The 13,678-nt window shown below is 71.7% G+C and carries 12 protein-coding genes; 6 read left to right on the top strand and 6 right to left on the bottom strand.

Translation table 11 applies throughout. The annotated features are described in order from the left end of the window. The first annotated feature begins 78 nt into the window (after positions 1-78). Positions 79-1,143 (top strand): tetratricopeptide repeat protein, encoded by a 1,065-nt coding sequence (locus tag EIZ44_RS26330; protein ID WP_205673306.1) that lies wholly within the window; start codon positions 79-81, stop codon positions 1,141-1,143. Positions 1,144-1,177: 34 nt separating this feature from the next. Here the strand turns inward: EIZ44_RS26330 and EIZ44_RS26325 are convergent, their stop codons facing one another. The 3 genes from EIZ44_RS26325 to EIZ44_RS26315 are packed head-to-tail and all read right to left on the bottom strand — an operon-like array spanning position 1,178 to position 4,042. Beyond that, a complete protein-coding gene (locus tag EIZ44_RS26325; protein ID WP_134731812.1) occupies positions 1,178-2,149 on the bottom strand; it encodes a 3-hydroxyacyl-CoA dehydrogenase NAD-binding domain-containing protein in 972 nt (323 codons plus the stop codon). Further along, the gene (locus tag EIZ44_RS26320; protein WP_240690770.1) at positions 2,146-3,258 is read right to left on the bottom strand and encodes an NAD/NADP-dependent octopine/nopaline dehydrogenase family protein; all 1,113 of its coding nucleotides are present in this window, start codon (positions 3,256-3,258) and stop codon (positions 2,146-2,148) included. Before EIZ44_RS26320 ends, EIZ44_RS26325 begins: the two co-directional genes overlap by 4 nt. A gap of 37 nt (positions 3,259-3,295) precedes the next feature. Continuing rightward, a complete protein-coding gene (locus EIZ44_RS26315; protein ID WP_167754281.1) occupies positions 3,296-4,042 on the bottom strand; it encodes an SDR family NAD(P)-dependent oxidoreductase in 747 nt (248 codons plus the stop codon). Between the two features lie 75 nt (positions 4,043-4,117). Between EIZ44_RS26315 and EIZ44_RS26310 the strand changes: the two genes are divergently transcribed. After that, positions 4,118-4,882 (top strand): IclR family transcriptional regulator, encoded by a 765-nt coding sequence (locus tag EIZ44_RS26310; RefSeq protein ID WP_134731808.1) that lies wholly within the window; start codon positions 4,118-4,120, stop codon positions 4,880-4,882. 35 nt (positions 4,883-4,917) lie between these two features. Here the strand turns inward: EIZ44_RS26310 and EIZ44_RS26305 are convergent, their stop codons facing one another. The 3 genes from EIZ44_RS26305 to EIZ44_RS26295 form a co-directional block, all read right to left on the bottom strand. Then, a complete protein-coding gene (locus EIZ44_RS26305) occupies positions 4,918-6,189 on the bottom strand; it encodes a ribonuclease D (RefSeq protein WP_240691421.1) in 1,272 nt (423 codons plus the stop codon). 71 nt (positions 6,190-6,260) lie between these two features. Beyond that, positions 6,261-6,977, bottom strand: a complete 717-nt coding sequence (locus EIZ44_RS26300; protein ID WP_033291604.1) for a response regulator transcription factor — start codon at positions 6,975-6,977, stop codon at positions 6,261-6,263. Positions 6,978-7,649: 672 nt separating this feature from the next. Further along, on the bottom strand, positions 7,650-8,213 hold the full coding sequence (locus EIZ44_RS26295) for a DUF3000 domain-containing protein (RefSeq protein ID WP_037819065.1): 564 nt from the start codon (positions 8,211-8,213) through the stop codon (positions 7,650-7,652). A gap of 655 nt (positions 8,214-8,868) precedes the next feature. Between EIZ44_RS26295 and hemE the strand changes: the two genes are divergently transcribed. Genes hemE through EIZ44_RS26275 form a run of 4 tightly spaced genes read left to right on the top strand, consistent with a single transcriptional unit; the run spans position 8,869 to position 13,470 of the window. Further along, entirely contained in the window at positions 8,869-9,951 is a 1,083-nt protein-coding gene (gene hemE / locus EIZ44_RS26290; RefSeq protein ID WP_134666411.1) for a uroporphyrinogen decarboxylase, read from the top strand. Then, positions 9,948-11,357 carry a protoporphyrinogen oxidase gene (gene hemG, locus EIZ44_RS26285; RefSeq protein ID WP_134731806.1) on the top strand — a complete coding sequence of 470 codons (1,410 nt, stop codon included), beginning with the start codon at positions 9,948-9,950 and terminating at the stop codon, positions 11,355-11,357. Before hemE ends, hemG begins: the two co-directional genes overlap by 4 nt. Positions 11,358-11,403: 46 nt before the next feature. Continuing rightward, positions 11,404-12,096, top strand: a complete 693-nt coding sequence (gene hemQ, locus EIZ44_RS26280; protein WP_134731804.1) for a hydrogen peroxide-dependent heme synthase — start codon at positions 11,404-11,406, stop codon at positions 12,094-12,096. A gap of 6 nt (positions 12,097-12,102) precedes the next feature. Next, positions 12,103-13,470 carry a CoA transferase gene (locus EIZ44_RS26275; protein WP_134731802.1) on the top strand — a complete coding sequence of 456 codons (1,368 nt, stop codon included), beginning with the start codon at positions 12,103-12,105 and terminating at the stop codon, positions 13,468-13,470. Positions 13,471-13,678 lie beyond the last annotated feature (208 nt).

The following is a 13,678-nucleotide window of genomic DNA, read 5'->3' as shown; positions in this document are numbered from 1 at the left end:
GTCCGAAGCATCCGGATGCCGTCGAAGCATCCGGGTGGTTGACGGAGGATTGAACGGCGCAGCAGGCAGACTGTCCAAGTGGGACTCTTCCGCACGAAGCCAGAGCCGGCCGACGAGGTCGCCGCGCTGCAGTCCGCCCTCGCGAAGGCGCGCAACCCGAACAGCGTGCCGAACCTGCGTAGGCGGCTTCTGCTGGGTCAGTCGCTGGTCAAGAACGAGGACTGGCCCGCCGCCGAACGGCACTACGCGGACCTGGTGCCCGCGTTGACGGACGTCTTCGGTCCGCGCGAGCCGAACACCCTTGCCGCGTGGGCGAATCTGGCGTGGTGCCAGACGTCGCAGGGCCGTCCGGCAGAGGCGATCCCGCTGCTGGAACGCACCGCGGAGCTGTTCGAGGAAACGTGGGGCGCGCGCCAGCCCGCGACCTTCAAGACCCAGCTGTTCCTCGCGGAAGCCTATGCCGTGGCGGCGCAGTACGAAGACGCGCTGGCGGTCCTGGACGCGCATGTCGGCTACTGCGCGGCTGAACTCGGCCCGGCGCACCTTCGGACGAAAGCCGGACGACGGCGGAAGATCGCCCTGCTGCGCGCACTCAACCGCTACGAGGCAGTCGAACAATTGCTGTCGGACGAGGATGCGCTCTGCGAGACCGACGAGCAACGGGACGCGATCCGCGGTCTCCGTTTGGTGGTGCAAGCCGAAACCGGGGATCCGGAGGCGGCGATCGCTCCGCTGCGCGAGTTGTACGGGAAGCGGCAAGCTCTGGCGGAAAGCCTGGCGACCGTGCTGCTGAAAGCGGGGCAAGCCGCCGAGGCAGCCGACCTGCTCCGCGAGCTTCTGGTTGAAGCGCGAGGCCGAGGCGCGCTGCTCCTGCGCGGCACCCTCGCGCAAGCCTGCGTCGAGAGCGGCAACCTGGACGAAGCGGAGCACTCCGCGCGAACCGTGCTGGCCGCCGGTGCCTGGCCAGCCGGACACCCCGTGGTACTCGGCCTCCGCGCGACACTGGCCCGAGCCGCCGCCCAACGCGGCGACCGAATGGGTGCTGTGGCCGAGCTGGAAGCCGTGGTGTCCGGCTTCAAAGCGGTTTTCGGCGATGCCCATCCGCGCACCGTCCAGGCAACCGGCTGGCTGAAGGAGTGCTGACGGCCGCGGGCCCGAACCCGCGGCCGTCGAAGGATCACTCCGCCGATTCGTCCTCCGGACGCACCGGAACCGGCGTCCCGTCCCGCAAATGCGGTTCCCGCAGCCGGAAGATCTCCTCGAACTCCCGCATCCGCGCCGCCCGGTAGTCGGGCACCCCGGCCTGGTCGAAGCGGTAGAACCCGGCTCCGTCCTGGAGGCCGCGCCGCTGGCCGGTCATGTTGTCCTCGACGATCGCGGGCGCCTGGAACCGCTCGCCGAGTTCGCCGGTCAGGTAGCGCGAGGCGTAGTACAGGATGTCGCCGCCGCCCCAGTCGATGAATTCCAGCGGGCCCAGCACCGAAAACCGCGGCCCGAGCCCGGCGCGCACGGCGAGGTCGATCTCGGCGGCTCCGGCTACCCCTTCCTCGACCATCCGCGCGGCCTCGTTCATCAGCAGCGCCTGCAGCCGCGGCACGATGTACCCGGCGGCGGGCCCGCACACCACCGGCACCTTGCCGATTTCGCGCAGCAGTTCCACGAGCCGGTCGACCGCGGCCGGGTCGGTGGCGTCGCTGCGGCTGACCTCGACCAGCGGCATCAGCTCGGCCGGGTTGAGCCAGTGCGCGTTGACGACCCGCTCCGGCCGTTCGGCGAGTTCCGCGATCTGCGTGACCAGGAAGGTCGACGTCGTCGAGGCCAGCACCGCCGACTCCGGCACCTGCGAACCGAGCCAGCCGAACACCTCGCGTTTGACGTCCATGACCTCCGGCACGGCCTCGAACACCACGGTCGCGTCGGCGAGTTCCTTCGCCGAACGGTCGCCGAGCGTCAGGCTTTCCAGCGCGTCCGCGTGGCCGAACATCGCGCGGAGCCGGTCGGCGAGACGCTTGCGGACCTCGTCGCGCCGGAGCTGGCGTTCCTCCTCGGTGCGGTTCTTGACGTCCGCGAGCAGCACCGGATGTCCCGCCGCGAGGAAGGCCAGCGCGATGCCCTCGCCCATCCGCCCGGCGCCGACGATGGCGATCACGACTGGACTCCGTCCCGCAGCAGCTCGGTCAGCCCGGCCCGGTCGAGATCCGCCAGGCCGAGGTTCTCGAAAGTCCGTCCCTCGGCGTAGAAATCGCGGCCGGTGATCGCGGAACCGAGCGCCAGCAGGCCTTCCGCGACCGGCGTCGGCACCCCGGCCCACCGGCCCGCGGACACCAGCAGCGACAGCCCGAGCCGGGTGTCTTCCACCATGTAGCGGTGCGTGTGGAGGTCGATCTTCTCGCGCCAGTCGCCGCTGTCGGTGAGCCGCTCGTGCGCCGAGCGGCCGTACATCCACTCGTCGCCGTCGGCGGCGTAGTGATCGGCCAGCGGGAAGTGCGGCGCGCCGTAGCCGAACGCTTCGCGCAGCGCGACCCGCTCGGCGTCCAGCGCGTCGGTGACGCTGCGGATGGACGGCTGTGTGCCCTCGTTGTGGATGTCCCAGGCGGCGAAATGCTCCAGCGGACCGGCGTTCATCGTGATCAGCGGCGGGTGGATGATCGGGCCCGCGTTCATCAGCGCGCCGCTGAGCCCGTCGCCCGCGTCCTCGACGCTCGGGTACGCCTCGCGCAGCGTCTTGAACGCGCTTTCCGCCAGCCGCAACGGGAAAACCCCGGTCGGCAGCCGGGTCGCGTACCCGCTGATCACCACTTCCGCGTCCCCGTGCCGGCGCGCGAGATACGGCAGCGTCCCGGCTTCGGCGAACGCGATCTCCGCACTGCCGCCCGCCGCCGCGACGGCCTTGGCGAACACCATCGAACCGAACGTGCCCGGCGGCATGAACACCACCTGGCCCTCGGTCAGCAGCGGAGCGAGCTGAGGAGCCAGGTCGTCGTGCGTCGTCGACGGCAGCGGGATCACGACCAGGGCCGCGTCGCGCACCGCCTCGGCGAGGTCCGCCACCGGGTTGATCTCCCCGGCGCCGTCGCCCACCGGCACCGATCGGGAACCTCGGTAATCCCGGACGCTCACCGCTCCGGTCGCGCGCACCGCTTCCAGCGCCTCGGCGTTCCGCCGCCACCAGCGCACTTCGTGGCCGTTCTCGGCGAGCTCCGCCACCGTGGCCCAGGAACCGTGTCCGCCCCCGAGAACCGCGATCTTCACTGTCATGTGCTCCTGTCTCGTACTGGTGTGCTGTCGCACTTTCTCACGGATCGACCAGGTCGGTCTCGGCCCACAGCCGATCTTGCTGCTCGCGCACGATCGCCCCGAACTCGCCCGGCACGATCGTCCGGTACGACCCGGATTCGACCGCCACCCGAACGATCGTCTCGACCGCCTGCGCCGGATCGCGTTGCATCGCGAGGAAATCCGAAAAGTCGTGCTCCGAGGCAGGTGCGTTCTCGACGAGTTTTTCGTTGAATCCCGTGGAAAACGGCCCGGGCTCGACGACCCGGACTTCGATCCCGTGCGGCCGCAGTTCCTGGCGAACCGCCTGCGCCATGGCTTCGAGGGCGAACTTGCTCGCCCCGTACGGACCCGCCCCGGGCGCGACGAACAGCCCGGCCACCGACGTCACGAACACGATCCGCCCGCCGCGCCCGGCGGCGACGAGCCGATCGGCGACCAGTCGCGTCAGCTCGAGCGTGCCGAAGACGTTGACCTCGAACGTCTTCCGGACCACGGCGGAATCCGTGCGCAGAAGCGGACCTTCCGCACCGAATCCGGCGTTGTTGAGCAGAACGGACGCGTCGAGCGCCGCCGCTGCCTCGCGATCAGCCGGATCGAGCAGATCGAGCCGGGAGACCTCCGCGGCGAGCCCGCGCTCGGCGAACGCCGCCCGCGTCGGCTCGATCTGGTCGTCCCGTTCGACGGTGGCGAACACCCGATGCCCGCGCGCCGCGAGCGTCAGTCCCGCTCCCAGCCCCAGACCCGATCCCGCCCCGGTGATCACAACTGACTCGCTTGGCCGACCCACGCCCGCAGTGTCGCTTGCGCCGAGGCCCGGCCTCAATCAGACTTCCGCCACATGGAAGCCAGACCCACCGCGGCGGCGCGGCTGCTGTCGGTCCTGGACTGCTTCAGCCCGCGGACGCCGGTCCTTTCCCTGACCGAAATCGCCCAGTCCGCGAGCCTGCCGTTGAGCACGGCACACCGGCTGGTCGGCGAGCTGGCCGACTGGGGAGCGCTGGTCCGCGACGAACGCGGCGGCTATCACCTCGGCCTGAAGCTGTGGGAGCTGGGCTCGCTGTCGCTGGCCAGGGCGTCGATCCGCGAAATCGCCCTGCCGTACCTGGGCGACCTGTTCGACGCGACCGGCGAAAACGTGCACCTGTCCGTGCTGGACGGGACTGACGTCGTGTTCCTGGCCAGGCTGGCCGGACACCGTTCGGTCGGCATCCTGACCACGACCGGCAGCCGCCTTCCCGCGACCACCACCGCCACCGGCCGCGTCCTGCTCGCGCACGCCGCCGCCGACACCCGCGAATCCGCGCTGACCAGCCCGATCGCCGCGGAAACCCCGCACACCACGACCGACCCGGAAACCCTGCGCGCCGAACTCGCCGACATCGCCCGCACCGGCTACTGCGTCGCCGATCGCCAACTCGCCGACGACGCGGTCGCCGTCGCAGCCCCGATCCGCGACGCAACGTCACGGGTCACCGCCGCGGTCGCGGTCGTGGGACGCCGGGAGACGACCTCGGTAGCCCATCTGGTGCCCGCGGTGGTCACCACGGCGACCGGCGTGGCGCGGTCGCTCGGCTACCGCCGACCGACGCGTCGCCGTACGTGAGGTCTCACCTAGAGGTCTGAACCACCCAGCGCAGGTCAGGAAGCCGTGCTGTGCAACGCCTTGCTCAGCACCGCCGCGGTCAGCTCGACCTGCCACGGCCGCGCCCCGCCCGCCCGCAGCGCGTCCGCGACCGAGTCCTCCGCGAGATCGGCCGGGGGACGCCAGCAGGTGCGCCGGACCAAATCCGGCAGCAGGAGGTTCTCCACCGGCAGCTTGCGGTCCTCCGCGATCGCGGCCAACGCGGCACGCGCGGCGGCCAGCCGGGCGGCGGCGTCGGGGTCCTTGTCGGCCCAGCGGTTCACCGGCGGCGGACCGTCGTTGGGCTGGCTCGGGCTCGGCAGCTCGCTCGCCGGCAGCGCTTTGGCCGCCTGGAGGTGCCGCAGCCAGCTGGCGGTGTACTTGCGCTGCACGCGTCCGCTGAACACCGGCAGCGCCTGCAGCTCCTCGACCGTCTTCGGGTCGGAGGTCACCGCGTTGACGATCGCGCTGTCGGGCAGGATCCGGCTCGGCGCGCGGTCGCGTTTGCGGGCCAGTTCGTCGCGGGCCTGCCACATCTCGCGCACCGCGGCGAGGCCGCGCGGACTGCGGATCTTGTGCACCCCGGACGTCCGGCGCCACGGTTCGGCGCGCGGCGCGGGCGGGGGAGCGGTGCGCACGGCCTCGAACTCCTGCTGCGCCCACTCCAGCTTGCCCTGCGCGGCCAGCTCGGTCTCGAGCTTCGCGCGCAGTTCGTTGAGCAGCTCGACGTCGAGCGCGGCGTAGTTGAGCCAGTCGATCGGCAGCGGACGCTTCGACCAGTCCGCGGCGCTGTGGCCCTTTTCGAGGGTGTACCCGAGCAGCAGCTCCACGAGCGTGCCCAGCGCGACGCGTTCGTACCCGGCCAGCCGTCCGGCCAGCTCGGTGTCGAACAGCGAGCGCGGCCGCAGGTCCAGCTCCGCCAGGCACGGCAGATCCTGGGACGCGGCGTGCAGCACCCATTCGGTGTCGTTGAGGACGTCCCGCAGCGGGGCGAGGTCGTCGGCGAGCGCGATCGGGTCGATCAGCACCGTGCCGGAGCCTTCGCGGCGCAGCTGGACGAGATAGGCCTTGGGCCAGTAGCGATAGCCCGACGCCCGTTCGGTGTCGACGGCCACGGCGCCCGAGCCCGCGGCGAGCCGCGCGCACGCCTCGGCGAGCGCGTCGGGATCGGCCACGACCGGTGGGGTGCCCTCCGCCGGTTCCCTGAGCAGCACCGGCGTTCGGGAGTCCCCGGAGGGGTCGGTGGTCTCGTCTCCGGTCCGGGCTCCGTCCGCCTGTGCAGTTCCCATGTCCGACGACCCTACGGGACGGGCGGACCGCGCCTGGTCCGCCCGCCCCGCAGGGACGGGGTTCGTCGTCGTCAGCGGATCACGCCGGCTCGCATCGCCAGCGCGACCATCTGCGCCCGGTCGCCCGTGCCGAGCTTGCGCCCGATGCGGGACAGGTGGGACTTGACGGTGAGCGCGGAGAGGGAAAGCTCCTCCCCGATCTCCTTGTTCGACTGCCCGTCCGCGACGAGCTGGAGCACCTCCACCTCGCGAGCCGACAGCTCGCGCGGGGTGTTGTCGGTGCCCGCCACTCGCGTGCCGGTCGCCAGGACCGGGGCCACGCTCGGGTCGGCGTAAACGCCGCCTTCGAGAACCCGGCGCACGCCGTCGGTGACCACCACCGGCGACGCCGACTTCAGCAGGTACGCCTGAGCTCCGGCCTGGAACGCGGAGCGCACCGCGTACGGGTCGTCGGAGGATGCCAGGACCACCACGCGCGGCCAGCCGTGGCTACGGAGTTCCGTAACCAGTTCGATTCCGCTGCCGTCCGGCAGTCCGAGATCGAGGATCGCCAGGTCGCACGGGCCGGTGGCCTGTGCTCGCGCCCTCGCCTCGGCCACCGTGGCGGCTTCGTGGACAGTGCCCGCACCCATTTGTGCGAGTCGTGCTGCGATTGCCTCCCTCAACAGCGGGTGGTCATCGACCACCAACACGGAAAAAAGCTCTTCCCGCGGGTGCGGAACCATGCTCGCCGGCAAGGCGCCGGCTGGCGTGGATCGGACGGCCTGAGATAAGCCGACGGTAGCCACGTCACTACCTCCCTGGAGTCGGTCGTGCCCCCCGACCGGCACCGGGACCTTCGGCCGTTCAGCCGCGCCAGCTTTAGACCGAAAGTGGTGTCGTCCCAGGCACTGTAGCCGTCCGGACGCCGTTGCGGGGGGATCGAATGGGTATCTATCCGAAACAGTTCGTCACTCAGCGAGGTCGTTGTAACACGATCGGACTAACGATCGAAGTCTTGTTAACAACTGACGACCGGGCTGCGATGCACCTGAGTTACCGGCAATGAAACGGGCGTGCAGATGGCCCGTGCACCTGCGGGTGCTCGCGGAGCCGGGCCGCCGCCCCCGCGATCCGGATCCGGAAATGCGCCCCGGCCGGGGCAAGATCATTTTCTTTCATGTTTTGTCGCCCGCGCCGCGCGGCCGCCCGCTCCTGGCCGGAGTGCCCGGAAAGGGCCCGGAAACCGCGTCGGAGCTGGTTACCGGGGGTTCACTGCCTGTGATCACGCCCGGCCACGAACGTGCAGCATCCGGAGCAGCGCCCGCTGCGGTCCACGATGGACGGTCGGGAGCGGACGCCCGGAAGCCCCGCCGAAGATCCCGCCGGAGCGCCGCGGGGGCCCGGATCCGCCCGGGAAGGCGCGTTCGTGCGCGTGCAAGCGCGGCGGAGACGCTGCCCGACCGGGTGAACTTAGGAAATCAGGAGCTCTGCCGCTGCTCGAACAGCGTGACGCCCACCGGAGGCAGCCCCACGACGCTCGCCATCACCTGGCAGAACGCGAGCCCGTGCGGCCCGAGCGCGCCGTCGGTGGGGGTCCAGGACGCCCGCAGCTCGAGGTCGTCGGTGCGGGCCGGACCGGAGATGTCGCCGAACCGGGCCGAGGACGTCTCGGTGACGGTGCCGCCGAGCGCCTTCCACGACGCTCCGGAGGCCTCCAGCGCGTCGGTGAGCCACGACCAGCCGACCGCCGGGAGGAACGGGTCCGTGGCCAGCTCGCGGTCGAGCTCGGCGCGGACGTACATGACCAGCCGCAGCACGCCGTCCCAGCCCTCCTGGCCGTCCGGGTCGTGCAGCAGCACCAGCCTGCCGGACGCCAGCACGTCTGCGGGCCCGGAAACGTCGCAGCTCAACGCATAGGACCACGGCGCGAGCCGCTGCGGCGCACGCATCGTCTCCAGGCGGATCTCCGGGCGCGGCCGGACGGCTTGCAGCGCCGCGACGGCTTCGCGGAAGAGATCGGGCACTGGCGTCATCGCGGTCACGCTCCGACTGTAGGGCGGCGACACCCGGTTGCGGACGCAGGCGCGCCGAGCGAGACCGACCCGCGACCCACGGGACCGCTTCGGCTGCCCTCCGCCTCCCCTGCGCGGGGCCGCGGCATGTGGAGGTCCGTGACGGAATCAGACCACGGGACGGCTCCGGCGGCCTTCCGCTTCCCTTGCTAGGGGGAGAGGGAATCAGATTCCCCAGAGTTCCCCTCGTGGATTCCCCAGAGTTTCCCCCCGTGGACCTAATCAGCGCGCCGTGCTGGGCGGACCCTCGTTCTGGGGTAGGTGCTGCGCTGTGCTGGGCGGATTCTTGCTCTGGGGCAGATGCGGTGCCGGGTTGGGCGCGTTCCCCCAGGGCTCGCCTCGCGGATCTGCGCGGCCGTGCTGTGCTGGGCGGACCCTCGTTCTGGGGTAGGGGCTGGGTGCGTCTCCAGAGTCCCCCTCGCGGACCTGATCAGCGCGCTGTGCTGGGCGCACCTTCGGTCTGCGGTAGACGCAGCGCCGGGGCTGGGCGCGTTCCCCAGGGTTCCCTCGCGGATCTGCTCGGCCGTGCTGTGCTGGGCGGACTCTCGCTCCGCGGAAGACGCAGCGCCGAGCCAGGGAGCGTTGGGCACGGGGCGGCCCGGGACTGTCGGGCCCGCGTGGGACCATGGGGTTCGTGCCTCAGGTTTCGTCCGCGCCCGTCGGCGCTCCGTCCGTTTCGCCCCGTCGCGCCCTGCCCGGGTCGGCCTTCCTCGCCGCCGCGCGCGGGGAGCGGCCCGCGCACGTTCCGGTGTGGTTCATGCGCCAGGCCGGTCGTTCGCTGCCGGAGTACCGCGCGCTGCGCGAGGGCGTCCCGATGCTCGACGCGTGCTTCGACCCGGAGATGCTCGCCGAGATCACGATGCAGCCGGTCCGCCGGCTGGGCGTCGACGCGGCGATCCTGTTCAGCGACATCGTGGTCCCGCTCAAGGCGGCGGGCGTCGACATCGACATCGTCCCCGGCACCGGCCCGGTCGTGGCCTCGCCGGTGCGCGACGCGGACGCCGTGCGCGCGCTGCCGAAGCTCGAACCGGAGCAGGTCGGCAAGGTCGCCGAGGGCGTCCGTCTGCTGGTGGAGCGGCTCGGCGAAACGCCGCTGATCGGGTTCGCCGGCGCGCCGTTCACGCTGGCCAGCTACCTGATCGAGGGCGGCCCGAGCCGCAACCACGAGCACACCAAAGCCCTGATGCACTCGCAGCCCGAGGTCTGGCACGACCTCGCCGCGCGCCTCGCCGACATCGCCGCCACGTTCCTGCGCGCCCAGCTCGACGCGGGCGTCGACGCGGTGCAGCTGTTCGACTCGTGGGCCGGTGCGCTGTCCGAGCGCGACTACCGCGAGTTCGTGCTGCCGCATTCGACCCGGGTGCTGGCCGTGGCCGGCGAGTACGGCGTGCCGCGGATCCACTTCGGCGTCGGCACCGGCGAACTGCTCGGCGCGATGCGCGAGGCGGGCGCGGACGTGGTCGGCGTCGACTGGCGGATCCCGCTCGACGTCGCGGTCCACCGGCTCGGCGGCAAGGTGTCCGTGCAGGGAAACCTCGACCCGGCGCTGCTGTACGCGTCGTGGCCGGTCCTGGAGGCCGAGGTGCGCCGGATCGTCGAAGAGGGCCGCGCGGCTCGCGGACACGTCTTCAACCTCGGCCACGGCGTGCTGCCGAGCGTCGATCCGGAGGTGCTGAAGCGGGTCGTCGACCTGGTGCACTCGCTGTGAAACACGTCGCGGTCGTCGGCGGCGGGATCTCCGGGCTGGTCGCGGCGTACCGGGTGCGCCGGCTGCTCGGCGACCGGGTGACGATCACCGTTTTCGAGAGCACGCCCGCGATCGGCGGCAAGCTGCGCACGGCGGAGGTCGGCGGGGTCAGCTACGACGTCGGGGCCGAGGCGTTCCTCGCCCGGCGGCCCGAGATGGTTTCGCTGGTCGAGGAGGTTGGCCTCGCCGATCACCTGGTGCATCCGACGAAGGCGCGCGCCAAAATCCACGCCGGCGGTTCGGTGCAGAGCCTGCCGCCCGGCACCGTGATGGGAGTCCCGGCGTCCGCGGACTCGGTCGCGGGCGTGCTGTCCGAGGACGGCCGGAGCGCGGTCGAGAAGGAACGCTCGCTGGGCCCGGTCGAACTGGGCGAGGGCGACGTGCCGCTCGGGCCCTTGCTGCGCACGCGCTTCGGAGATGAGCTGGTAGACCGGCTGGTCGACCCGCTGCTGGGCGGCGTGTACGCGGGCGGTGCCGACGGCCTCGGCCTCCGCGCGACGATGCCTGGCCTGGCCAACGCGATCGAAAGCGGAGCAGGTTCCCTCACCGAGGCCGCAGCGTCGCTGCTGCCGAAAACGCCGGGCACCGCACCGGTTTTCGGCAGCCTCACCGGCGGCTTGCGAGGCTTGCTCGACCGATTGCTGGAGCTTTCCGGTGCCGAACTGCGCACCTCGTCGACGGTCCGCGCGCTGACACGGACGCCGTCCGGATGGCGTCTCGAATTCGGTGCTGCCGCGCCAGCGCACGCGCCTGCCGACAGCCCGGTGGACGCGGACGCGGTGCTGCTCGCCGTGCCCGCGCCAGCCGCCCGGAAACTGCTCGATGGGGTGGTCCCGGCGGCTTCGACCGCGTTCGGCGAGGTGGAACTGGCGTCGATGGCAGTCGTCGCGTTCGCGTTCCCGCCCTGCACTGAGCTGCCGGACGCGTCCGGAATCCTCATCGGCGCGGGGGAGCGGGACGCGGAAGGCGTGCCGTACGCGTCCAAGGCGTTCACGTTTTCGTCGAACAAGTGGGCTCACCTCGGTGCAGCCGGACCGGTGCTGGTGCGCGGTTCGGTCGGCCGGTTCGGCGAGCCCGGCGCGCTGAACGGCGACGACGATGCCCTGGTCGCAGCAGTCCGCGCGGACCTGGCCCGGCTCGCCGGCGTCACTGCGAAGCCGATCGACACCCTGGTGACTCGCTGGGGCGGCGGCCTCCCGCAGTACGGCACCGGCCACCTGGAGCGGGTGACCCGGATCGAGAAGGCAGTCGCGGATGTCCCGGGCCTGGCAGTGGCGGGCGCCACGCTGCACGGCGTCGGCCTGCCCGCGTGCGTGGCCACGGCCGACGCCGCTGCCCGCCGGATCGCGGAGCAGCTCTTCGTGTGACGGAGCCCCATGGCGATCGCCGGGCGAGGAGTGCCAGGATGGAGTCATGGCGCGGCTGAATTACAACGAACTCAACGACACGATCCGCTACACCACGTGGTCGGTCTTCCGGATCGAACCGGGGAAGTTGGGGGAGGACCGCGGCGCCGCGGGCCGGGAGACGGCCGAGTACCTCGACGGGCTCGAGGCCAAGGGCGTCGTCGTCCGGGGCGTGTACGACGTGTCCGGCCTCCGGGCTGACGCGGACTACATGATCTGGTGGCACGCCGAGGAGATCGAGCAGGTCCAGGCCGCCTACACCGGGTTCCGGCGCACGCCGCTCGGCCGCGCGTCCACGCCGGTCTGGAGCCAGACCGCGCTGCACCGTCCCGCCGAGTTCAACAAGAGCCACGTGCCCGCGTTCCTGGCCGGCGAGGAATCGCGCAAGTACATCTGCGTGTACCCGTTCGTCCGGTCCTACGACTGGTACCTGCTGCCTGACGAGGACCGGCGCAAGATGCTGGCCGACCACGGCAAGGAGGCGCGGGACTACCCGGACGTGCGCGCCAACACCGTCGCGTCGTTCGCGCTCGGCGACTACGAGTGGATTCTCGCGTTCGAGGCCGACGAACTGCACCGGATCGTCGACCTGATGCGCCACCTGCGCAACACCGAGGCGCGTCGCCACGTGCGCGTCGAAATCCCGTTCTACACCGGCACGAAGGTGCCGCCCGCCGAACTCGTCGCGGCTCTGCCGTAACCGCCGGTGCAGGACGTACTCGCCGGGGCCTGGCAGTCGCTCGCCGGGGAACCGCTGCCCGCCGTGTCCTTGACCGGCGACGAATCCGTGCTGCCCGGACACTTCCGGGTCCCCGCCATGGCGACCGCGAGCATCGCCGCGGCCACCCTGTCCGCGGGTGAGCTGCTGCGGCTGCGCGGCATCGACCCAGGCACGGTGTCGGTCGACACCCGGCACGCCGCCGCGGCGTTCCGCAGCGAGCAGTTGCTGCGCATCGACGGCGAGCCCGGACCGAGCCCGTGGGGCAGGATCGCGGGCGACTACCGCGCCGCCGACGGCTGGATCAAGCTGCACTGCAACACCTCACGGCACGAGGCAGCGGTCTGCTGGGCGCTCGGCGTCCCGGCAACCCGTGAAGCCGTAACCAAGACCGTGGCCGCGAAATCCATGGCAGAGGTCGAATCCGCCGTGGTGACCGCAGGCGGCGCGGCAGCGTTGATGCGCTCGCGCGAGGACTGGCTGGCACACCCGCAAGGCCAGGCCGTCGCGAACCTGCCGCTGGTCGAGCTGAACCGAATCGGCGACGCCCCAAAGCGCACGCTGTTCGACTCGGACCGTCCGATGGGCGGCGTCCGCGTGCTGGAACTGACGCACGTCCTCGCCGGACCCGTCGCAGGCCGCGTGCTGGCGGCGCACGGCGCGAACGTGTTGCACGTCGGTGCCGCACACCTGCCGCGAATCCCAGTCCTGACCATGGACACCGGCCAGGGCAAGCGTTCGGCGTTCATCGCACTCGACACCGAGGGCGGCCGCGCGAAGCTGAAGAAGCTCATCGCCCGCGCGGACGTCCTGCTCCAGACCTTCCGCCCCGGCGCACTCGCCCGCATCGGCTTCGGCCCGGAAGAGCTCGCCGAACTCCGCCCAGGCCTCGTGGTCGCGGATATCTCGGCATACGGCTGGACCGGCCCGTGGGCCCGCCGCCGCGGCTTCGACAGCCTCGTGCAGATGTCGTCCGGCATCGCCGAGGAGTACGCCACCGACGCCCCGGTGCCGCTGCCCGCGCAAGCACTGGACCACGCCACCGGCTGGCTCACCGCCGCCGCCATCATGACGGCCCTCCGCCGCACCGTCACCGACGGCGGCACCTGGCACGCCCGCCTGTCCCTCGCCGGCACCGGACGGTGGCTGGATTCCTTGGGCCGCAAGGATCCGGAACCGTCCGAAGTGGACTACACGGACGTCCTCGAGACGGTCGACAGCGACTTCGGCCGGATGACCCGCGTCCGGATGGCGGGAGAGCTGCCGGGCGCGCCGCCGCACTGGGACCACCCGTCGCACCGGCCTGGCGCGGATACGCCGGTGTGGTCGCCGGTCGTGGCTCAGCCGGTCTCGTAAGCGACGCCGGACCCGGCGAGCGGCCGCGCTGGCGACGCGGATACCGGTGTGCTGCACCGGCCTCGTGCGCGGCTTCGGCGAGCTGACTCGCGTGCGGATGGTCGGCGAGTTGCCGGGCGAGCGGCCGCACTGGGACCACCCGTCGCACCGGCCTGGCTCGGACACGCCGGTGTGGTCGCCGGTGGTGCCTCAGCCACTCTCGTAAGCG

The organism is Amycolatopsis nivea (genome assembly GCF_004522235.1).
GTDB lineage: Bacteria > Actinomycetota > Actinomycetes > Mycobacteriales > Pseudonocardiaceae > Amycolatopsis > Amycolatopsis nivea.
Note: the sequence above shows the minus strand (reverse complement) of the source record. Positions and strands in the feature narration are given on the sequence as shown.